The sequence below is a fragment of the Paraflavitalea pollutisoli genome, assembly GCF_029360705.1.
In the GTDB taxonomy this organism is placed as follows: Bacteria; Bacteroidota; Bacteroidia; order Chitinophagales; family Chitinophagaceae; genus Paraflavitalea; species Paraflavitalea pollutisoli.
Genome location: NZ_JARKMX010000001.1, coordinates 1,040,164 through 1,064,212 on the forward strand (window position 1 = coordinate 1,040,164; position 24,049 = coordinate 1,064,212).

General features: G+C 53.2%; 14 protein-coding genes. 13 read left to right on the forward strand and 1 reads right to left on the reverse strand.

Annotated features, from left to right (window positions below):
• Positions 1 to 216 precede the first annotated feature (216 nt).
• The 9 genes from P2W70_RS04340 (at position 217) to P2W70_RS04380 (ending at position 16,778) form a co-directional block, all read left to right on the forward strand.
• Positions 217 to 3,084 (forward strand): glycosyl hydrolase, encoded by a 2,868-nt coding sequence (locus P2W70_RS04340; protein ID WP_276480196.1) that lies wholly within the window; start codon positions 217 to 219, stop codon positions 3,082 to 3,084.
• A 42-nt stretch (positions 3,085 to 3,126) separates the two neighbouring features.
• On the forward strand, positions 3,127 to 3,561 hold the full coding sequence (locus P2W70_RS04345) for a nuclear transport factor 2 family protein (protein WP_276480197.1): 435 nt from the start codon (positions 3,127 to 3,129) through the stop codon (positions 3,559 to 3,561).
• Between the two features lie 9 nt (positions 3,562 to 3,570).
• Positions 3,571 to 4,569 (forward strand): family 43 glycosylhydrolase, encoded by a 999-nt coding sequence (locus tag P2W70_RS04350; RefSeq protein ID WP_276480198.1) that lies wholly within the window; start codon positions 3,571 to 3,573, stop codon positions 4,567 to 4,569.
• Positions 4,570 to 4,592: 23 nt separating this feature from the next.
• Entirely contained in the window at positions 4,593 to 7,442 is a 2,850-nt protein-coding gene (locus tag P2W70_RS04355; protein ID WP_276480199.1) for a glycoside hydrolase family 2 protein, read from the forward strand.
• Positions 7,443 to 7,460: 18 nt separating this feature from the next.
• Positions 7,461 to 9,602, forward strand: a complete 2,142-nt coding sequence (locus P2W70_RS04360; protein WP_276480200.1) for a hypothetical protein — start codon at positions 7,461 to 7,463, stop codon at positions 9,600 to 9,602.
• Between the two features lie 14 nt (positions 9,603 to 9,616).
• Positions 9,617 to 13,243, forward strand: coding sequence for a DUF4450 domain-containing protein (locus P2W70_RS04365; RefSeq protein ID WP_276480201.1), 3,627 nt, complete (start codon positions 9,617 to 9,619; stop codon positions 13,241 to 13,243).
• 53 nt (positions 13,244 to 13,296) lie between these two features.
• On the forward strand, positions 13,297 to 14,226 hold the full coding sequence (locus P2W70_RS04370; protein WP_276480202.1) for a glycoside hydrolase family 43 protein: 930 nt from the start codon (positions 13,297 to 13,299) through the stop codon (positions 14,224 to 14,226).
• A 176-nt stretch (positions 14,227 to 14,402) separates the two neighbouring features.
• On the forward strand, positions 14,403 to 15,860 hold the full coding sequence (locus tag P2W70_RS04375; protein WP_276480203.1) for a glycoside hydrolase family 28 protein: 1,458 nt from the start codon (positions 14,403 to 14,405) through the stop codon (positions 15,858 to 15,860).
• Between the two features lie 291 nt (positions 15,861 to 16,151).
• On the forward strand, positions 16,152 to 16,778 hold the full coding sequence (locus P2W70_RS04380) for a hypothetical protein (RefSeq protein ID WP_276480204.1): 627 nt from the start codon (positions 16,152 to 16,154) through the stop codon (positions 16,776 to 16,778).
• Between the two features lie 212 nt (positions 16,779 to 16,990).
• Here P2W70_RS04380 and P2W70_RS04385 read toward each other — a convergent pair whose 3' ends face one another.
• Positions 16,991 to 17,146 (reverse strand): hypothetical protein, encoded by a 156-nt coding sequence (locus P2W70_RS04385; RefSeq protein WP_276480205.1) that lies wholly within the window; start codon positions 17,144 to 17,146, stop codon positions 16,991 to 16,993.
• 37 nt (positions 17,147 to 17,183) lie between these two features.
• Here P2W70_RS04385 and P2W70_RS04390 point away from each other — a divergent pair, with 37 nt between their 5' ends.
• The 4 genes from P2W70_RS04390 to P2W70_RS04405 all read left to right on the forward strand — a co-directional run bounded on the left by P2W70_RS04390 (position 17,184) and on the right by P2W70_RS04405 (position 23,834).
• Positions 17,184 to 19,775: a rhamnogalacturonan lyase family protein gene (locus tag P2W70_RS04390; RefSeq protein ID WP_276480206.1), complete on the forward strand. Its 2,592-nt coding sequence runs from the start codon at positions 17,184 to 17,186 to the stop codon at positions 19,773 to 19,775.
• A 160-nt stretch (positions 19,776 to 19,935) separates the two neighbouring features.
• Positions 19,936 to 21,840, forward strand: coding sequence for a rhamnogalacturonan lyase (locus tag P2W70_RS04395; RefSeq protein ID WP_276480207.1), 1,905 nt, complete (start codon positions 19,936 to 19,938; stop codon positions 21,838 to 21,840).
• A 32-nt stretch (positions 21,841 to 21,872) separates the two neighbouring features.
• On the forward strand, positions 21,873 to 22,667 hold the full coding sequence (locus P2W70_RS04400) for a rhamnogalacturonan acetylesterase (protein ID WP_276480208.1): 795 nt from the start codon (positions 21,873 to 21,875) through the stop codon (positions 22,665 to 22,667).
• Between the two features lie 36 nt (positions 22,668 to 22,703).
• On the forward strand, positions 22,704 to 23,834 hold the full coding sequence (locus tag P2W70_RS04405) for a glycoside hydrolase family 88/105 protein (RefSeq protein ID WP_276480209.1): 1,131 nt from the start codon (positions 22,704 to 22,706) through the stop codon (positions 23,832 to 23,834).
• The last annotated feature ends 215 nt before the right edge of the window (positions 23,835 to 24,049 follow it).

Consider the following 24,049-nt stretch of genomic DNA (forward strand, 5'->3'; position numbering starts at 1 on the left):
TTCCATTAAAGAAGGAAGATCAGTTATTTTAACAGGACAGCGCAGGATGATGGAACAGCCTGCGCATCCTATTTTACAGACGCGCTTGTACTAAAAAATAGATTGCTGTATGAATACATTACTTCCGGGCTTATTGCCAGATGGGCGGCCGCTCTCTAGCCTTTCCTCCACGCCAATATTGATACACCCCTTCGTCCGGAAATAACCTGCTGCTCCATGAAACGTACTTCCCTGTTTACCTGCTTGTTTTTTGCTATTGGTACTTCTTATGCACAGCCTACCTGGCCGGCCGTAACGGCCACCACGAAACCGTGGACACGCTGGTGGTGGCAGGGCAGTGCTGTCAATAAAACTGACCTGAGTGCGTTGATCAAGGAGTATCATCGCGTTGGTCTCGGCGGACTTGAAGTGACGCCCATTTATGGAGTGCGTGGCGCCGAACAGCAATTCATCCCCTTCCTGTCGACCCAATGGGTATCGATGCTGGAGCACACGTTGCAGGAAGCGGGAAAACTACAAATGGGCATCGACCTGGCCACCGGTACCGGCTGGCCCTTTGGTGGTCCCTGGGTGACGCCCACCGATGCCTGCAAGAATATCAGCCTAAAAACCTGGACACTCAAAGGCGGTGAGCAGCTGGGCGAGAAGATCAGCTTTACCCAACAGCCACTCGTGCGTACGGTCAGCGGCAAGCCCATCGATATTAAAACGCTGAGTTATCCCATTGCCACGAATAAGAATTTACAGGAATATGCCTTCGACCAGGTACGGTTTGAAAAGGAATTGCGGGTCACCCTGTTGATGGCGTATGACGACAAAGGCAATCAACAGGATATCACTGCCAAAGTAACTGCTGATGGTACGCTCAATTGGACGGCGCCCACCGGCAACTGGACCCTGTACGGACTCTTTCAGGGATGGCATGGCAAACTGGTGGAGCGCGCTGCTCCCGGTGGAGAGGGCGATGTGATCGACCATTTCAACCTGCCCGCCTTGCAACATTACCTGCAGCGGTTTGACAAAGCCTTTGCCGACAGGAATGTAAAAAATATACGCTCTTACTTCAACGATTCCTACGAGGTAGATGATGCCCGCGGGCAGGCCAACTGGACACCCGATCTGCTGAAGGAGTTTCAGCAACGGCGTGGGTATGATCTCCGCAAAGAGTTACCTGCGCTATACGGAAAAGACAACGCCGATAAGAATGCGCGTGTGCTGAGCGACTATCGCCAAACGATCTCCGAGCTGCTGTTGGAGAAATTCACCACGCCCTGGCATAGCTGGGCCAAAGGTAAAGGAGCGCTGATCCGCAATCAGTCGCACGGATCGCCGGCCAATATTCTTGACCTGTATGGCGCCATCGATATTCCTGAAACAGAAGGTACGGATGTACTTCGTTTTAAGTTTGCTACTTCTACTGCCCACGTGCTCGGCAAACCATTGGCATCCGCTGAAGCGGCTACCTGGCTAAACGAACATTTTATATCCACGTTGGGTGACGTAAAAGTGGCGCTCGATAAATACTTCATAGGGGGTGTCAACCATATCTTTTACCACGGCACCAACTATTCGCCCAACAATGATCCCTGGCCGGGTTGGTTGTTTTATGCAGCCGTGCATTTTCATCCCAATAACCCGTTCTGGAAAGATTTTCCTACGCTCAACCAATACGTAACGCGGGTGCAGTCATTCCTGCAGGCCGGCAAGCCCGATAACGATGTGTTATTGTATTTCCCCATCTATGATCGCTTTGCGCAACCCGGACGCGATCTGCTGCACCACTTCGATGGCATGGAAGGATTTGACCACACCGATTTCAAAGAGACGGCTGCCTGGATGCTGCAAAAGGGATATACCTGGGACCTGTTCTCCGATAAACAACTGGGGCAGGTCAAATACATCGGGCAAAACCTGATTGCTAGTGGCAATAGCTACAAGACCATCATGGTACCAGCCATACAATACTTACCGTTGGAAACCTTGCAAAAGCTGGTAGCCCTGGCGCAGCAGGGAGCCACGATCCTGGTACACAAAAGCCTGCCCACGGATGTGCCGGGGCTTACCAATCTGGCTAAACGCCAGGCAGATGCCAAAGCGATCTGGTCAGCCCTGACTTTTACGACCATAAACAGTGTACAACAAGCGGCAGTAGGCAAAGGCAAGTTTGTGATAGCAGAAGACTGGCAAGCGCTGTTGTCATCAGCCCAGGTGCGCCGCGAGTCGATGACCGACAGCAGCCTGCAATGTATCCGCCGTGTCATCCCCGGGGGGAAATATTATTTCATTACGAACACCGGTAATAAGCCCATCAACGATTGGGTGTCGATTGCTACGACAGCCAATACGGTACATGTATTCGATCCGATGCAGGGGCGACAGGGGATTGGCGCGCTTCGGCAGGAAAAGGGTGAAACGCAGGTGTGGGTGCAATTAAATCCCGGCGAAAGCTGCCTTTTGCAAACCAATCCACCGGCTGGCGGAAAGGAGCGATTCCCCTTTTATTATGCATCCGGCAACGCTATTAATATAGAAGGTACCTGGAAGGTTTCCTTTCTAAAAGGAGGCCCTGTATTACCGGCGCCAACGACTACTACGCAACTAAACTCCTGGACCGGATGGGCTGGCGATGAGTTGAAAAAGTTTTCCGGAACGGCTTCTTATGCCATCAGTTTTCCCAAACCTGCCGACAAGGCGGAAGATTTCCTGCTCGACCTGGGTGTGGTGCAGGAGTCGGCCGAGGTGATCCTGAATGGCAAGCGCCTGGCCACGCTCATCGGTCCGGTATTCCAGGTGGTGGTGCCGGCTTCAGCATTGAAGGCCACCAACCAGTTGGAGATCCTCGTTACCAATGGAATGGCCAACCGCATTGCGGCTATGGACAAAGCAGGTGAACACTGGAAGAAATTTTACAATACCAATTTCCCGTCCAGGTTGGCAGACAATCGTGGCGCCGATGGCCTGTTCACGGCAAAGCATTGGGAGCCGCGGGCATCGGGGTTGACAACAGGAGTTACGATTACGCCAATTGCCCTGTTAAGTAAAGTGCGGATTAAACAGCCCGACCAGTCGCGGATTATACAATAAGCCTTAATATTGGGTTCATTCTTAACCCGAAAATGTAACTATATGCGCATCAAATTGCTGAGCCTGCTCGTACTGGTAAACCTGATCACCATGACGGTACTTGCCCAATCAAAAGACGAAACGGCAGTAGCTGCTGCTGTTGAAACCTTACGCAAAGCCATGGTCGATGGCGACCGTACGGCGCTGGAAAACATCGCTGCTGCACAACTGACCTATGGCCATTCCAGTGGTAAGCTGGAAGACAAAGCCGCTTTTGTAGAAGCCATTGCGAGTGGTAAGTCTGACTTTGTGACCATCGACCTCACCGAGCAAACCATTGCGGTAAGTGGAGACGTGGCCATTGTACGGCATAAGCTGGCAGCAGATACCAATGATGGTGGCAAACCCGGAAAAGTAAACCTCGCTATTATGACGGTATGGAAGAAAACCGGAAAAGAGTGGAAGCTGCTGGCACGTCAGGCAGTAAAAGTTGTTTAATAATCGACTATGAGAACATTCAGCCTGCTCCTTGCGGTACAGTTCATTTGTTGGATGGCGATGGCACAACAACCCGCCCCCAAACCGCTTTACCGTGATCCCATCTATGATGGCGCGGCAGACCCGGTGGTGATCTGGAATCCGGCCGTTAAGAAATGGTGGATGTTCTATACCAACCGACGCGCGAACCTGCCCGATTCTACCGGCGTGGAATGGGTGCATGGTACGCGCATCGGTATTGCCGAATCGAAGGATGGCCTGCACTGGCAATACAAAGACACGGCAAACATCAATTACCGGCCCGATGCAGGATACACCTTCTGGGCTCCCGATATCATTGAACACAGCGGTACCTATCACATGTACCTCACGTATGTTCCCGGCATCTTCCGCGACTGGAACCATCCCCGCCACATTGTACACCTTACCAGCAAAGACCTGGTCAATTGGACCTATCAGTCTCAATTGCAGCTGGTCAACGACAAAGTGATTGATGCGGCGGTATTCCGGTTGCCCGATGGCAACTGGCGTATGTGGTACAACAACGAGCGTGATGGGAAGTCGCTTTGGTATGCCGACAGCAAAGATCTATACCACTGGGAAGATAAGGGCAAGGCCATCGCTGCCCGTGGCGAAGGACCTAAAGTATTTGCCTGGAAAGGGCATTACTGGATGGTAGTGGATGTGTGGAAGGGCATGGATATCTATCGCTCCGACGACCTGTTGCAATGGACCAAACAGCCCCAGCGCATCCTCGAAGCGCCTGGCACGGGCACCGACGACCAGGCCATCGGCGGCCACGCCGATGTAGTCGTCAACCACGATAAAGTGTACCTGTACTATTTCACCCATCCCGGCAGGCGGAAAGACAATCCGGCCAAACCTGGTACGGTGGAAGATAAACGCACCCTGATACAACTGGCTATACTGAAATACGACAACGGAACACTCACCTGCGATCGCAACAAGCTGGTGGCTGATCCTTTGCGGCCGGTCAGCAAGCCATAGTACAGCACTTTATTGATACCGTTATGAACCTCCTTCGCACGATACAAGCCATCGGGTTGATGGCATTTTGCTCCGTGGCTTCCGGCCAGGAGAAGATCATACAATATCTTTCAGGCACAGATAAAGACCATACCGTAACCTGGGACTTCTTGTGTACCGGAGGCCGCAAAAGCGGCCAATGGACCAAAATAGAAGTACCCTCCTGCTGGGAGCAACAGGGGTTTGGTGCCTATAATTATGGTCGCGACTACAAGACCTATGGCCGCAATTTTCGATTCGCCGACGAGAAAGGATTGTACAAGCACAGCTTCACCATCCCGGCCGATTGGAAACAAAAGCATGTTTTCATCGTTTTCGAGGGCGCTATGACCGATGCAGAAGTGAAGATCAATGGACGTTTGGCTGGGCCCATTCACCAGGGCGCTTTTTACCGTTTCAAATACAATATCACCGATAAGCTACAAGCCGGCAAGCCCAATGTGCTGGACGTGACGGTCAGCAAGATGTCGGCCGACGAGTCGGTCAACAATGCAGAGCGCCTGGCCGATTATTGGATATTTGGCGGCATCTTTCGGCCCGTTTACCTCGAGGTGGTTCCCAAAGAATACATCGATCACACCGCCATCGATGCCAAAGCCGATGGCAGCTTTGCGATGAATGTAGCCTTACAACAGATCAAAGGTCCCCGCCAATTGACCGCCACCATCAAAGATGCGGCCGGTAAATCGGTGGCCACCATGCAACAGGCCGTGAAGGCAGGTGATACATTGGTAAAACTAGTCACCAGCGTGTCCAATCCCCGGTTGTGGACTGCCGAAACGCCGAACCTATATACCGTTCACCTGGCGCTCAGCAATGGGGTGCAGTCTCTTTATAAAACGACCGATCGCTTTGGCTTCCGGACCATCGAGATCCGCAAAGGAGATGGTATTTACCTCAATGGTGTGCAGATAAAGATGAAAGGCATCAACCGGCATGTTTGGTGGCCCGAAACCGGTAGAACCATAAGCCCTGCCATTGATCTGGCCGACGTGCAGCTGATCAAAGAGATGAACATGAATGCGGTGCGCTGTTCCCACTATCCGCCCGACAGACGTTTTCTTGAAATATGTGATTCCCTCGGCCTCTATGTGCTTGACGAGCTGGCAGGCTGGCAAAAAGCCTACAGCACCAAAGCCGGTGCCCCGCTGGTCAAGGAAATGGTGACCCGCGATGCGAACCATCCTTCCATCATCTTCTGGAGTAATGGCAATGAAGGAGGCCACAACAAAGAGCTGGATGATGACTATGGTCAGTATGACCTCAGCAACAGGCCTGTGATCCATGCACACCACCGGCCGGGTAATACCTTCAATGGCATCGATTGCAATCATTATGAAGATTATTATAGTTCAAAGAATATCCTCAACGGCCCCGATATCTATATGCCGACGGAGTTCCTCCATTGCCAGGACGATGGCGGCGGTGGCGCCGCGCTCAACGATTTTTGGGAGCTGCATTGGAAGTCAAAGAAGTCAGGCGGCGGATTTTTATGGGCACTGGTAGATGAAGGCATTGTGCGTACCGACTTCGGCGGCCGCATCGATGTGAATGGGGTAAACGCACCGGATGGAGTCGTGGGGCCGCACCGCGAAAAGGAGGGCAGCTTCTGGGCCATCCGCGAGATCTTTTCTCCGGTGAAAATCGAAGCCCTGACATTGCCGGTAGATTTCAAAGGCACACTGGCAGTAGAGAACCGTTATCATTTTACCAACCTGTCACAATGCAGCTTTCAGTGGCAGCTGGTCAATTATACCAAACCATTCAGCGGACAAGCCGGGGTCACTATCCTGCAAAAAGGAACAGCGACGGCACCGGATATCGCTCCCACACAGTCTGGAACGTTCGCGCTGAACCTGCCTGACAACTGGGCTGCGCACGACGCCCTGACAGTGATCGTGCTGGACCCAAAAGGCAGAGAAGTATTGCGACGCACCTACAACATAAAGAACAATGAACAGCTATTGGGTTCCTTCATCAACCATTCGACCGATTCGGTAAGCCTGCTGGAAACGGATACTTCCCTGACCTTACGTTCGGCCGGTATCAGCCTCGCGATCCATAAGAAAACGGGGCTGCTCCAAGGCGTAGCCAATGCTGCCAGCAATGCGTTGCTGTTTCGAAATGGTCCCGTACTGGTGGGCGGTAATGCCAGTTTCAATAGTATTAAAACGATTGCTGAAGGCAATACCCGGAGTATAGAAGCTGCCTACGACGGGGCATTTAAGTATGCCCGCTGGACCATGTATCCCGGCGGATGGGTTAGTCTCGATTATGCCTACAACCTGACCGATACGGTAGCGCTGGCTGGTATCAGTTTCAGTTACCCGGAGAATTTTGTACTGGGCGCCAAATGGCTGGGCAAAGGGCCCTACCGGGTTTGGAAGAACCGCCTGCAGGGCGTCACCAACAATGTGTGGGAAAATAGTTACAACAATACGCAAACGGGCAGCTATCCCTGGAACTTCCCCGAATTCAAAGGATACTTCGCCGACATCACCTGGATGGAGTTGAATACGGTAGAAGGTAAATTCCTGGTGGCCAGCCAGGAGCCAGGTTTGTATGTACGCCTGTTCGACTTTTATGGACTGTCGGGTGTGGTGCCACATCCGGCATTGCCTACCGGTGATATTTCTTTCCTCGATGCCATACCACCGATTGGTACTAAGCTGGCCTTGAACATCAGCGCCAACACGCGCAACCTGGGCCCCGCCGGTGAATTCACCAGGCTCGGAGCATCGGTAAAGCGCCGCCTCTGGTTCTATTTTGGTTTACCCAAACCGGAAGACCAGCGCAAGCAATTTACCATGCCTTCTGTGAATGACCTGTTTTGATCGCTAAATACCTGATGTATGAGAACTGTATTGACGACTGTATTGCTTCTGATGGGTATTGCTGTAGTGGCCCAGTCTCCGCGCATCGACCGCAAGGCCCTGGTGCAACGGCATACGATACACGTACGCAAGGCCGATTCGTTGGCATCCCTCTCGCTGGGTAACGGCCAGTTTGCTTTTACTGCCGACATCACCGGCCTGCAGAGTTTTCCCGAACACTACAAAGGAGGGGTGCCGCTGGGTACGCAATCGGAATGGGGCTGGCATAGCTTTCCCAATACCAACCAATATCGATTTGAAGAAACGCTGCGCCCTTATCAGTTGGAGGGAAGAACGATCCCTTACCCCGTGCAGTTCAAAGAGCCGGGGCGCAACCGCGAGGCCGTCGATTATTTCCGTGTGAATCCGCATCGTTTGCAGCTGGGGAATATTGGCCTGGAGATACTGAAGGCTAACGGGCAGCCTGTAACTATAGACGACATCAGCAACATTGATCAGCAACTCGATATGTGGAAGGGGCTGTTGACGAGTAAATTTACCGTAGAGGGAAATCCAGTAACGGTTTACACCAGCGCTGCCGTTGGCTTCGATGGCATTGCGGTGCTCATCGAATCGCCCCTGCTGCAGCAAAAGCGCCTTCGCCTCACCATGCGCTTCCCTTATCCCAATGCCCAGTTCAAGGACGCAGGTGTTCACTATGGGCAACACGACAAGCATCGATCGCAACTGACGGCGCCGGCAGCCAACCCTTTTTATGGCAAACCAGTCACCATTCAACGCACACTCGATACTACCAACTATTATGTACAGGCTATCTGGCAACAGCCGGCTGCCATACAGCAATCCGCAGCACACCAGTTTGTGATCACGCCACAAAGAGGTAATCGTTTCACGGCCACGATTGCTTTTGCACAACGGCCAGCGCACAGCACCTTACCTGCTTATGCCTCGGTAGCTGCAGGAGCGACTGCCAGCTGGCTCAAATTCTGGAGCAGTGGCGGTGCCATCGACCTGGCAGGCAGCAAGGACAAGCGGGCTCCAGAACTGGAAAGGCGAATTATCCTTTCCCAATACCTCACCCGCCTGCAATGCGCTTCCAACTTTCCACCACAGGAAACAGGCCTTACCTACAACAGCTGGTACGGCAAACCGCACCTGGAAATGCATTGGTGGCATGCCGTGCATTTCGCCTTGTGGGGGCGCGTCGAACTGATGGAGAAAAGCCTCGATTGGTATGCGACGGTGGCGGAGGAAGCAAAAGCCGTTGCCAGGCGGCAAGGGTTTGAGGGCTTGCGCTGGCAAAAGATGGTAGACCATGCCGGCAACGAATCGCCCTCGTCGGTTGGCTCTTTTCTGATCTGGCAGCAGCCGCATTTTATCTACATGGCCGAGCTCAGTTACCGCGAGCACAAATCGAATAAAGTGTTGGAGAAATACAAGGACCTGGTATTTGCGACTGCCGATTTTATGGCTTCTTTCCCTTCTTTGAATGACAGCACTAAAAAATACAACCTGGGTCGAGGGCTTATTCCGGCGCAGGAATGTTTCGATGCGGTCACCACCTTCAACCCCACCTATGAGCTGGCCTACTGGCATTGGGCATTGGGGGTGGCGCAGCAATGGCGGCAACGGCTGGGCTTGCCCCGCAAGGCAGAGTGGGATCGGGTGATGGATAACCTTGCTCCGCTACCGCAGCAAAAGGGGGTGTACCTGGCCACGGAGAGCACACCTGATTGTTACACCACCGAACGGTACCTGACCGATCACCCGGCCGTGCTGGGCGCCTATGCGTCAATTCCTGCCAGCAACCACTTGGATACTGTCGTGATGAAGAGTACCTTTGATCTGGTGTGGAAATCATGGAAATGGGACGATACCTGGGGATGGGACTTTCCACTCACGGCCATGGCGGCTACCCGGCTTCACCTGCCGGAAAAAGCCATCGATGCCTTGTTCATGCCGGTTCGCACCAACACTTACCTTATCAACGGCCATAATTTTCAGGATGAAAGACTAACGATATACCTGCCGGGTAATGGAGGACTGTTAAGCGCCATTGCCCTGATGTGTGCCGGATCCGATGCCAATACAACCCTAAACCCGGGTTTTCCGAAAGATACCTGGACTGTGAAGTGGGAAGGGTTGCGTAAAATGCCTTAATAAAATCGCTCCCCTTGATACGACTCTATGGTGCCCTGCTCATGCTGGCCTGCACGCAGCTTGTGTATGCTCAGCAGTCTGCCCCTGTTCCCTGGCACGGTAAGGAACGTTCTATCCATTACCGTCCGGAAGGGAAAGACTTTGTGACTACCAACGGTAAGGCAAGGTTCAACCGCGCTTTGTATGGCGGCAACACGGCCTTTCGCGTAGAAGCCGGCGACCTGCCGGAGTTTGCCCTCTACCTGCCCGGCATGGGCGGTAATTGTAAATTGGGCCTCATCGCTGGCAACAAAAGCAGTTGGCTCATTTCCGCCAATAACATCAAAGCTATTTATCGTCCCGGTTCCATGGTCTACGAGGTCAGGGATCCTTTATTGGGAGCAGGTGTATTACAGATAACTGCCCTGGCAACCTATGACCAGGAAGCGATGATCCTGCAGGTAGTGCCCAGGGGTATTACTGCTCCCGTGCAGTTGCTGACTGCTTTTGGTGGAGTAACGGGCAAGAAGTTCTCCCGTGATGGCGATATCGGCGCCGATCCCGAATCTTCCTTTTATTTACAGCCTGCGTATTGTGTCGGGAATAGCTACGACATCGATGGCAACCAGTTCACCGTCAGCTTTGGGGATGCAGGCGCTAAAAAGCTGCAGGGCATTTTCCCTGCAGGCATCAGCTTGCACACCGCAGATGCCAACCAGCAACAATCGCCGCTGGCAGCAGATGCTTCTACGGCCGGTACCGCGCCGATGATGGTGGGTAAGCTGGGCCTGGTGAAATCGGATACGCTTTATTGGTTGATCCGCCAGCCTGCTGCCCAGGCAACAAATATGACGTATGCCGACCTGCCGGCTATTTTTAAAGCGGCAGAAGCTACCCGTCAGCAATTGGCGGGGCGTATCAAGGTCAATACTCCCGATCCTTTCATCAATACCCTGGGTGGTGCGTTGAGCATTGCAGCAGATGCCATCTGGGATGATCCTACTTATATGCATGGCGCCATTGCCTGGCGTATGCGGCTACCTGCCTGGCGGGGAGCTTATGCGGCCGATGCACTCGGGTGGCATGATCGTGCGCGTCGCCATTTCACCAGTTATGCAGCCTCGCAGGTGACCAGTCCGCTTACGGCGCCCGTCATCGCCGATACTGCTCTGCACCTGGCCCGGCACCTCGAGAAGATGGGTACGGCCATGTTCAGCAGTGGCTATATCTGCCGCAACCCCAACGGTGATATGCGTCCGCACCACTACGATATGAACCTCGTATTTGTCGATCAGTTGCTCACGCATTGTTTGTATACCGGTGACACGGCTTATATGATAGAGAGCTGGCCCCTGATCGAACGGCACCTGGCCTGGGAGAAAAGAAATTTCGATGCAGACAACGATGGCTTGTACGATGCTTACTGTTGTATCTGGGCCAGTGATGCCCTGCAATACAGTGGCGGTGGGGTTACCCATGCTTCTGCTTATAACTACCGGGCTCATGTAATGGCTTCCCTGCTCGCAGGCATTGTTGGAAAAGACCCGGCACCGTACCGGGCGGAAGCTACCAGGATTGCACAGGCTATCAACAGGGAGTTGTGGTTGCCAAAGCAAGGGTGGTATGGCGAATACAAAGACCTGTTAGGAAATCAACTCGTACATCCTGCTGCCGGTCTGTGGACGGTGTACCATGTGCTGGATGCCCGGTTGCCCGATGCCTTTCAGGCCTGGCAAACGCTGCGTTATGTCGATACGAAGCTGCCGCATATTCCCCTGCAGGTAAAAGGACTGCCGGGCAACAACCTGTATTTGTTGTCTACCACCAACTGGCAACCTTATACCTGGTCCATCAACAATGTAGCGTTGGCCGAGAACCTGCATACGTCACTAGCCTACTGGCAGGGCAACCGGCAGGAAGAGGCCTACCGGCTCTGGAAGTCGGCCTTGCTGGAATCCATGTATGCAGGGGCGAGCCCCGGTAATTTTCAGCAACTACCTTTTTATGATGCAATGCGGGGAGAACTATACCGCGACTTTGCGGACCCGATTGGTATGGCAGCACGTACGCTCGTCGAGGGGTTGTTTGGCATTGCACCCGATGCGATCCATGATACCCTAACCATCAAGCCCGGTTGGCCTGCTACGTGGAGTACCGCGGCTTTGCAGACGCCCGATATACAGATCGATTTTAAACGGGATGCGGTAAAAGATCAATACACCATTGTTCCTACATATACGCACAACATGCACTTGCGTTTGCAGGTGATGGCCCCCAAAGCAGGGGTGGCTGGTGTCCTGGTCAATGGCAAACCTGTTCCCTGGAAGTCTGTTACCACTGCGCTGGGTGCACCCCTCATCGAGATCGTTGTGCCGAAACAACCGCGGTATACGGTCGCGATCAGTTGGAAAGGCGCTGTGCCGCAACGACTGGCAATTGATTCCCTGTATGCAGCCGGCGCCTCGATCGCGCTGGCAGGAGGGGTAGCGGCTGTGCAGGAGATCTACGACCCGCAACAAGTACTGCAGGGGGCTGCGGTACGCAACAATCGTGTGGAAGCAAGGGTCAACCCGGCCGAAGGGGACAAAACATTTTTTGTGCGTCTTACGCAGGGTGGCCTGGGCTGGTGGCAGCCGGTAGACATCAAAGTGGTGCCTGTCATAAAGATCATTCCCGTACGGGGCGATTCGGCGGGCATTTATTTTCAGGTGCAGAACTATGGAGGCGCCGTGAAAGGCAAGCTGGTGTTGAACTCCGGTTCGCGCATGATCACCATGCCCTTGGAAATAGAAACAAAAAAACTATCCCCTACCGTGCATATTCCGGCACCTTACCTCGTCACCGGTACCAATGTAATACGGTTTGTTTGGGATAGCGTAAAGCAAGTGCAGGCGGAGATGATCAACTGGAACATCCCTTCCATCGGTGTGGCCTTTGAAAAGCTCGAATTTTCCGGTCGCTTCAATGGCAAATTGCGCGAAGTGTTCAGGCAGGCGTACCTATCGCCACGTCCGGCATCACCCACGCTGCAGTTGCCCGTACAAGGCATTGGCAACTGGTGTTATCCACTCGTGCAGCCGGTGATCAATGATTCGGGACTGCGGGCAGCCGCGGCGGTCAACAATGAGATCAACCCCGGGCAGCATATTCCCCTGAGCACGCCGGGCGATACGGCGGCCAACGATATCTTGTGGACCTCGGCATGGGATAATTATCCGGATAGTGCCAGCATCCCTTTAACGGGCAGGTCTTCGCATGTATACCTGATGATGGCAGGCACCACCAATCACATGCAGAGCCGGATGGCCAATGGGGTAGTAGTGGTACGATATGCCGATGGCTCGTCGGATTCTTTGTTGCTGAAGAATCCGGAAAACTGGTGGCCGGTCGAGCAGGATTATTTTGTGGATGGTTACGCCTTTACAACCGGTGCGCCACCACCCCTGCGGGTGTACCTGAAAACGGGTACCGTAATCAATCCGTTCACCAGTAAAGCGTACACGACCCTGAAAGGCTTCAGCAACCAAATGATCGATGGTGGCGCCGCTTCGGTCCTGGATCTGCCGCTGGATGGTGACAAGGACTTGCAGTCGATCAGTGTATATGCCCTGACCAATGAGGTGGTCATTGGTCTGATGAGTGTGACCCTGGTGCGGAATTAACCCTTTTTAATTGATTAAATTGCCGGCATAGGCGCAAATGAATAGCATGACATATGAAAAAACTCTTCCTGGCTTTTTATGTATTGGCGCAGTCCACCTGGCTGGCGGCGCAGTCGAACAATCCCGTTTACCTTTTCTCCTACTTCAAAGGCAATGGCGAAGATGGGCTTCACCTGGCCTATAGCCAGAATGGATACAGCTGGCAGCCCTTAAAAGGCGACAGCTCTTTCCTGAAGCCAACTGCTGGAAAAGACAAGCTCATGCGTGACCCCTGCATCGTGCGCGGGGCCGACGGAACCTTTCACATGGTGTGGACGGTAAGCTGGAATGAAAAAGGTATTGGCTATGCCAGTTCCAAAGACCTGATAAATTGGAGTGAACAGCGATACATTCCGGTCATGGAGCACGAGCCCGAAGCAAGAAACTGCTGGGCACCCGAGTTATTTTACGATGCCCGCAGAAAAGAGTACCTGATCTATTGGGCCACTACCATATCCGGCAGGTTTGCCGTGGGCGATACGGCCGGCGATGACAAGTACAATCACCGGATGTATTATACCACGACCAAAGATTTTAAAACCTTCAGCCCCACGAAACTGCTCTACGATAAAGGGTTCAACGTGATCGATGCTACCATTCAGCAACAGGGAAAGCAATACGTTATGTTCCTCAAAGACGAGACGCGGCGTCCCCCACAAAAAAACCTGCGCATCGCTACCAGCAAACGCCTCACCGCGGGGTATTCGGCGCCTTCAGCGCCTATAACCGGGAAATACTGGGCAGAAGGACCTACCGTGATAAAGATCGGCGACCAATGGATCGTGTACTTCGACAAATACACCGAACATAAATACGGCGCCATCAGCTCCACCGACTTCAAGACCTGGACGGATATTTCTGATAAGGTCAGTTTTCCCAAAGGCCTTCGCCATGGAACGGTATTCTCCATCAGTGCTGAAGAATTTAATAAACTGAAGCCATAGGGCGATAGGCGCACAGCCAGAAAATGCAGTCAATCGATGCCAATTGGGGTGACGGGCTAGCAGTAGCATTCCCGCTATTCGGAACGAAGATCTAGGCGCGCACGGCGCCTGGCAGGATGCCGCAGGATAGACAGCTTCCCGGCCTGTTCTATTTTACTGCCCGTAAATTGCTTGCTATGTGTACATTGGCTCTTCGCGGGATCGTTGTTGTATTCATGTGTTGGATCGTTGCACCTGTTTATGCGAATGTCGGCGACAGCATCCCGGCCGACGTATTGAAATGGGCCAATAAAACGGGCGCGCGCACAAAGCCTTCCGCCACCCGTGTTTTCTCCGTCAACCAATACGGGGCTGTAAAAGATGGACAAACGCTCACTACAGCCGCCATTCAGAAAGCCATCGATGCCTGTGCCGCCAAAGGTGGCGGTATCGTGAACTTTGAGCCCGGGAACTATGTGACCGGCGCTATTTTCCTCAAAAGCAATGTACACCTGCAGATCGGCAAAGGCGTTACCTTATTGGGTAGCCAAAGTTTCGACGACTATCCGGAGATCGATACCCGCATCGCCGGCATCGAAATGAAATGGCCCGCAGCCCTCATCAATATCATAGGTCAGCAGAACGTCATGGTCAGCGGCGAAGGAAAGGTCAATGCACGCGGTAAATTCTGTTGGGACAAATACTGGACCATGCGCCGGCAGGAGTATGAACCCAAGGGCCTGCGCTGGATCGTCGACTACGATGCCAAGCGGGTCCGCACTTTTCTCGTGCAGGAGTCGACCGACATCACGCTGAAGAACGTCACTTTCTCTAATGCCGGTTTCTGGACCGTGCAGCTGCTGTATTCAAAATACATCACGGTCGATGGCATTGTGATCCGCAACAACGAAGATGGGAAAGGACCCAGTACCGATGGGGTAGATGTAGATTCTTCTTCTTGGGTGCTGGTAGAAAACTGCGATATCGATTGTAATGACGATGACTTCTGTCTCAAGGCCGGGCGTGACTGGGATGGTTTGCGGGTGAATCGCCCTACGGAATACGTGGTCATCCGCAATTGCATTGCCCGTAAAGGCGGTGGTCTGTTGACACTGGGGTCCGAAACGTCCGGTAGCATACGGCATGTACTGGCTACCAACCTGGTGGCCATGGGCACGGGCAACGGCTTTCACATCAAATCGGCCACTACCCGCGGTGGCACGGTGGAAGATGTTTATTTCATCAACAATCAACTCGATAGTGTAGGCAATGCCTTTCATTTCACCATGAACTGGAACCCGACCTACAGTTATTCCAAACTACCCGAAGGCTATCACTACGACTCGATTCCTGCACACTGGAAAACCATGCTGCAAAAAGTGGAACCGACGGCCAAAGGCATCCCTACCTTCCGGAATATCTATGTGTCGAACATCCGGGCACAGGGCGTAAAACGGGTGATCAGCGCCACCGGCCTGCCGGAATCTTCCCTGCAAAATTTTCAGTTCACCAACGTGACCATCCAGGCAGCGGCTGCCGGCGATATCAGCTATGCGGCCGGCTGGAAGTTTGACCGGGTCACCATCACCACCCAGGATAAAGCGCCGTTAAAGGTCTCCAATTCGGCCAATATGGGCGATGTCGTCGCGCAATAGTGCTCTCCAATGCCACCTGACTGGTATCTGGATGCTGTATCACTCCCCGCCCACTCCTATGGGTATTGTATGGAACTCCCTGAGGTATACTGGTACTCCAGTACCAGTCCCGTACCAGTCCCATACCAGTCCTATACCAGTTCCATACCAGTAGTAATACAGTAGGGATAGGGTAAAAGCCTGCTACTGACCACCAATTGTCGCCGTGCTACCCGAAACTGATATTTTTGCCGAAGAAATGCCGTATACTGGTGTACTTTTGACACTCACCCCCCGCTGCCACTTATGAGCATGACATCCGGCTTAATTGCGATCAAAGGCGATCATATCGATCAACTGACCACCATCTTTGGTTTTTTCAACCTGACCGATACCGGAAAGGAGGAAGTACTGACCAGCTGGGAAGCTGCTGAAAATATCATCGACGACGAGTACATGAACCCCGCCGATGGGCTGCAAAGACGTATTGTGTGGGTCGACAATGGCTGGACGATCATCGAAGACTACTCCTTCCTCCTGTGCATGGATGAAGAAGCCATGGCCACCGTATCGCGTACTTTTAAGACACCTGTCTTTTCGCTCCAGACGATCGGTACCAGTGGCTGTTATGGCTTTCACTACTATCACCTCGAAAAGCTGCGCAGCTTCTTTAACGAAGATGGCAAGGTGGTCGATAATTTTGGAAAGCCGCTTCCGGAAGAGACTGGCTACAATTTCAACACAGACGCTTTCTACGACGATATCCATGGCCTGGCCCGCAACCTGGGCATCAACCTCGACAATGCCGCCAACGTGGGCAGATACATTGTTAAACATTTGTCGGACAATACCGCCGTCGATTTCCTGGCACCTCAGTCGCTGCAACAGCAGCAACCCGACCACACCGCCGTCCGCAAACCCTGGTGGAAGATCTGGTAAGGTTAGATTAGTAATACACTTCGTTTAATGCGACCGGTAATGAGGGTAACCTGCATTCTCCATGACGGTGCAGGATAGACAACCGTGGCAGGTAGGTTAAATTTATATGCTTGCAACTTCTACACGACTAATGATCAACTGCGCGCTACTCGCAGGATAAGCCCCCTGGCACGCAACTCTCCACCAGGGTATTATCAGCTAGTATAACCATGTTACAGGTAATAGCCTTCGGGTGAATAGTATGACACTATCATTCCATGCGCAGCATCGTGCGTGGCGCCACGCGCTTGCATCGCTGTGATGATAGCGCCTGCCCATTCCCCGGCCGCAGACCTATAAAACAACCGTCTGCGTATCTCCTGTTGCATGGCTTCCCTTGTTTTTCCATAACCAAATAAAAGCCATATGACTAATTCTTTACTGTGTTCATCGCAGCGCGCGCCCTTGCGCCCTGTTCATTCCCACACCTTCCGCAAAATGATCCGCCACCAGCTGGCATTGCTGGTCATCTTCTTGTTGTCAGCTTGCCTGGTACAGGCGCAGTACCAGATGGAATACCTCGGCAGAGGCGTAGTGGCCGTGCGCACCAGTACCAGCCAGGTATATGTAGGCTGGCGCTTGCTGGGTACCGATCCGGCAGGCATCGGCTTCAACGTATACCGCGGCACTACGCTGATCAATGCATCGCCGATCACCGCTTCTACCAACCTGGTCGATAACATATCGACCAACAACACGTACACGGTGCGGCCCGTGATCGGTGGGGTAGAGCAGGCCGCCTCCGCTGGTGCCAATGTCACTACCACGGCCTACCTGAATGTACCCTTGCAAATCCCCGCCGGTGGTACCACCCCCAGCGGCGAAGCCTACACCTATACGGCCAATGACGCTTCGGTAGGCGACCTCGATGGCGATGGGGAATACGAGATCATCCTGAAATGGGATCCCACCAATGCCAAAGACAATTCGCAATCGGGTTATACGGGCAACGTGTACCTCGATGCCTATAAACTCAGTGGCACCCGTATGTGGCGCATCGATCTGGGCCGTAATATCCGGGCCGGCGCTCACTATACCCAGTTCCTCGTCTACGATTTCGATGGCGATGGCAAAGCAGAAGTAGCCTGTAAAACGGCCGATGCCACCCGCGATGGCGTGGGCACGTATATCGGCAGCTCTACTGCCGACTACCGCAACACCAGCGGTTATGTATTGACCGGTCCCGAATACCTGACCGTCTTTAATGGACAAACAGGTGCCGCGATGGCTACCACCAATTACCTGCCTGCACGGGGTACCGTATCTTCCTGGGGCGATAATTATGGTAACCGGGTCGATCGCTTCGTAGCCAACGTTGCCTACCTCGATGGTCAACGGCCCAGCATGGTCTTTGGACGGGGCTACTACACACGCCTGGTGCGCGTAGCCTGGGACTGGCGCAACGGCACGCTCACCCAACGCTGGGCCTTCGATAGCAACAGCAATACCTCTTACGCGGGTCAGGGCAATCACCAGGTCAGCGTAGCCGATATCGATGGCGATGGAAAACAGGAGACCATCAATGGGTCCAGCGCCATCAACGACAACGGTACCGGATCCTGGGCCAATGGCATGGGGCATGGCGATGCCCTGCATGTGAGTGATATGGATCCCGATCGGGCTGGCCTTGAAATATGGCAGCCTTATGAAAGTCCCGGTAGCAATGGCGGTGTTGGCGCCGCCCTTGTCAATGCAGCGACTGGCGCCCGCCTGTGGACCGTTGCCGAACCCAGCACCGATGTAGGCCGGGGCATGGCTTCCGATATCGATCCCCGCTACAAAGGATATGAATGCTGGGCTTCCCGCGGCGGTCTCTATACCTGCAAAGGTGTTCAGATCACGACGTCAAAACCCTCCATCAACTTCGCCGTTTGGTGGGATGCTGACCTGAGTCGTGAACTGCTCGATGGTACCACTATTTCAAAATGGAACTATACCAGCTCTACCACCAGTGCCCTGCTGGCTACCAGCGGTACTGCCTCCAACAACAGTACCAAGGCAACACCGGCTTTGAGCGGTGATATCCTCGGCGACTGGCGCGAAGAAGTGATACTTCGTGCATCGGACAACAGCGCCCTGCGTATCTATACCACCACCGCACTGGCCACCAATCGCATCTATACCCTCATGCACGATCCGCAATACCGCATGGCCATTGCCTGGCAAAATGGGGCTTACAACCAACCGCCACATCCCGGCTTCTACCTGGGCACAGATATGAGTGCGCCACCCACACCCAATATCGTGATGGTAGGGGCTCCGCCACCCGCTGGCGGCGGACTGACCGTCCAGGAGAATACCAACGGTTTCTGCAGCATAGATGGTACGGTTGACAATAACAATGCAGGATTTACCGGAACTGGTTTCGCCAATGCTAACAATGTGGCCAACTCCAGCATTAACTGGCGGATCAGTACACCCTCCGCTGGTACTTACACCCTGACCTGGCGTTATGCCAATGGTGGTGGTGCCGACAGGCCCTCGCGGCTGCTGGTAAATGGTAGTACCTCCGTGGCCAGCATCAGTTTCCCGGCCACCACCGACTGGACTACCTGGACTACCGTATCCATCAATGTATCGCTACCGGCTGGTACAGTCAACCTGCGGCTGGAAGCCATCAATGCCACCGGGCCCGCCAACATCGACTACCTCAATGTGTCGGGCAATGCTACCGCGGTCGCATGCGCTTCTGCACGGATAGCGACCACCACGACCGATGTGCTCACGCCGGAAGAGCGTATCAAGGTGTCGGTATTTCCCAACCCAACGTCAACCCATTTCCAACTCACCGCTCGCGGTGCTTTCGGTTATGAAGCCTACGATGCAGCGGGCCGTTTGATCGAACGTGGCAAAGGACAAAATAAATTATCAGTAGGTGCCGCCTGGAGTACAGGTTGGTATATGGTGAAGATCATTCGTGAAGGAGAGACTACCTCCACCCGGGTGATGAAACAATAGCCTGCACACCAGTTAAGCGTTGTGCTTTTAATACGGACCGGTTTAGCAGTATATGCTCCTTTTGGAGATACTGTTGAACCGGTCTGTAGTTTATACATAATTTTTCAGAACAGTACAGGATGGACAACTACCCGTTGTAGGCTACCTTTTCAACCGCTATATGAAAAAGAAATCCCTCTTGTTTGGCTGCGTCGGCATGCTGTTCTGCGCGCAGTTATTGGCCCAACGAAATATGGAATGGCTCGATCGTGGCGTACATGCCACCCGCCAGCCAGATGGCCAGGTTTTCATCAGCTGGCGTTTACTCGGCACAGATCCCTCCGACATCAGTTTTAACGTGTACCAGGTGGCAGCCAACGGAAAGGCAACCAAGCTCAACCAGCAACCGGTTACCAGCAGTACCTCCTATACACAGATTTCCACCGACTCGTCCAGGACACAAACCTATTTTGTCAAAGCACTCCTGAAAGGGAAAGAAGGAGTAGCCAGTGCCCTGTTCTCTTTGCAACCGGGCGCAAAGCCATATTGGTCGCTGCCCTTGCAAACGCCCGCTGGCTATTCACCCAACGATGCTTCGGTAGGCGACCTCGATGGAGATGGCAACTATGAGATCATCCTGCACCAAACCGGCAGGGCGCACGACAACTCCCACGCTGGCATGACCGATCCCCCCATCTTTCAGGCTTATAAAATAGATGGCACCTTACTGTGGACCATCAATCTTGGAAAGAATATCCGTGAAGGAGCCCACTACACGCAGTTCATGGTCTATGACCTCGATGGCGATGGACGGGCCGAGGTGGCGATGAAGACAGCCGACGGCAGTATCGATGGCCGGGGTAAAGTGATCGGCGACTCCACCAAAGATTACCGCAATGACAAAGGATATATTCTCGCCGGGCCGGAATACCTGACCATCTTCGATGGCCGCACCGGCGCGGCATTGTTTACAACCAACTACCTGCCCGCCCGGCATCCGGCTTCGCTGGCGCCCACCACCGACGAGCTGAAAGCCTTGTGGGGTGATGGCTACGGCAACCGCATGGACCGTTTCCTGGCTTGCATCGCCTACCTCGATGGGGTGCATCCCAGCCTCGTGATGTGCCGCGGTTATTACACCCGTACCGTACTGGCAGCCTGGGATTGGAAGAATGGCCAACTCACTTCCCGTTGGGTATTCGATACCAACAACGGACGGCGGAACTATGCAGGACAAGGCAATCACAACCTGACGGTGGCCGACGTAGATGGCGATGGCAATGACGAGATCGTGTACGGTGCCATGACCATCGACGACAACGGAGAGGGTTTGTATAGTACCGGGCTTGGTCATGGTGATGCCCTCCACGTGACCGACCTCGATCCCTCACGACCTGGCCTGGAAGTGTTCGATATCCAGGAACGCTTTGATGATGCAGGCGCCAACTTCCGCGATGCCAAAACCGGGGAAGTGATCTGGAAAAAAGCTTCCGTAAAAGCTGGTGAAGATGGAGAAGGCCCTGGCCGTGGTTTGGCATTGGACGTTGATCCGCGTTATCCCGGATACGAATGTTGGGTAGCCGGTGCAGGTATCCTGGGTATGTTCGATGCCAAAGGCAACAAGATAGCCGACAAAACACCTGCCTGCAATATGGGCATCTACTGGGATGGAGATGTGCTCAGTGAAATACTCAATGGTACCACCATCGACAAATGGGATTACCAGAACAGCCAAACCGTAACCCTGCTGGAAGCCGCACAATACAACTGTGTAAAGAACAACGGCACCAAGTCCAATCCTGTATTGAGTGCCGATATCTGGGGCGACTGGCGCGAGGAGGTCATCTATCGCACTTCAGACAACAACGAGCTCCGCATCTTTACGACCACCATCCCTACTACGCACCGCTTCTATACACTGATGCACGATCCGCAATACCGGCTTAGCATCGCCTGGCAGAATGTGGCGTATAACCAGCCGCCTCATACAGGCTTTCACCTCGGCGAAGGCATGAAACCGCCGCCGCCACCGCCTATCCGGCTGGTTTGGCCAAAGCCAACCACCACCGCCAGCAAGGCAAAATGATCACCTAACTTATATTTACCTGTACAAGCTGTATGAAAAGATCAAACCAACATTATTTACGGCCCATCGGTATGGCAGTACTCGCCATCGGTTTGTTGTCCTTTGTCGTATGGCAACAACAGAAGCCCACACTCTACATCATCGGTGATTCTACCGTGCGCAATGGCGACGGTTCCGGCAGCAATAACCAGTGGGGCTGGGGTAGCCTGATCGCGCCCTACTTCGATACCACACAGATTGGTGTACGCAACCATGCGATTGGTGGCCGTAGCAGCCGCACGTTTATCAATGAAGGCCGCTGGCAGCGCATCCTGGATGTGTTACAACCCGGCGATTATGTGTTGATGCAGTTTGGTCACAATGATGCTGGTCCGCTCGACGATACTGCCCGAGCCCGCGGCACGATCCGCGGTACCGGAGAAGAAAGCAAAGAGATCTACAATCCCATTACGAAGAAACAGGAAGTGGTATATACCTACGGATGGTATATGCGAAAGTATATTAATGAAGCGAAGGCCAAAGGCGCCATTGCCATCGTTTGTTCGCCCATCCCCCGCAACAATTTCAAAGAAGGCAAAGTGAACCGGGCCAACGAAGACTACGGCAAGTGGGCACGGGAAACGGCTGCGGCCACCGGCGCCTCCTTCATCGACCTCAACAATACGATCGCTGACGAATATGAGAAGCTGGGTCCCGATCAGGTGAAAGCCTTTTTTCCCGCAGACCATACACATACCAACAAAGAGGGTGCCCAGTTGAATGCAGGCATCGTTGTCAGTGAATTGAAAAAGCTGACAGCCTGCGACCTGAAAAAGTATTTACGTTGATCGATGCGGTTTGTTCCAGCCCTAAAATAATCGTTTATGATGCATAAGAATATGTTCGTTGTGTTGGGCGCACTGCTGCTGTCGGCAGCCGGCTATGCGCAGTCCTTGCCGAAGAAGAAGGCCGTGTTGAAAGCCATGACCCTGGCCAACAAATATTTTATGGCGAAATGGCCCGATCCAGGCAAGTCGATCATCACCAACCGCGAAAGACCGAGCAATATCTGGACCCGTGCGGTGTATTATGAAGGACTGATGGAGCTGTACCACCTCGATAAAAAGAAAGCCTATATCGACTATGCTTTCGAATGGGGAAATAAACACAAATGGGGGCTGCGGGAAGGCATCCGCACGCGCAATGCCGATAACCAATGTTGTGGACAAACCTATATCGAGCTGTTCCTGAAAAGCAAAGACTCTACCCATATCCGAGACATCAAGGCTTCCGTCGACCTGATGGTGAAGAGCGACAAGAAAGATGACTGGAACTGGATCGATGCCCTGCAAATGGCGATGCCCGTCTATACACGGCTGGGTGTTATCTACAGCGATACCGCCTACTTCCGCAAGATGTACGACCTGTATGCTTTTGCCAAGTACAACCATGGCACCAACGGTTTGTACAATGCTGCCGAGTCGCTCTGGTGGCGTGATAAGGATTTTGTACCCCCTTACAAGGAACCCAATGGCGAAGACTGCTATTGGAGCCGTGGTAATGGCTGGGTAGTGGCTGCGCTCGTGCGCACCATGCAGTGGTTGCCGAAAAACGATCCGCATTACACGGAGTATAAAAATGACTACCTGGCCATGCTCAAAGCCCTGTTGCCCATACAGCGGGCAGATGGTTTCTGGAACGTCAGCTTGCACGATTCCACCCATTTTGGCGGAAAAGAATTAACGGGTACTGCCCTGTTCGTGTACGGCATGGCCTGGGGCATCAACAACAAAATAATCGACCGGGGCACCTACCTGCCTGTATTGACCAAAGCCTGGAATGCACTGGTTAGCGACTGTTTGCATACGGATGGTATGTTGGGATATGTGCAGGGTACAGGTAAAGAGCCGAAAGATGGACAGCCGGTCAGCTATACCAATATCCCTGATTTTGAGGACTATGGACTGGGTTGTTTCCTGCTGGCAGGATCAGAAGTCTATAAACTGCAACGGTGATCGGTGGCGGGGGAGCGTTAGGGTACCGATAGTCGCTGGTAATCAATACTCCCTGTCTACATGACAACTAGAAAGCCCTGGTGGGGCATAAAGCAACCGCTTTGACTGCGGCCACGCACATAGGTTTAACGCCGGGAAAAGAAAAAAAGATAAGGTCATATTTGCGGGTTTTCGCAGGGGGCGTCGTCCAATATAGGACATACCCCAACAACAAC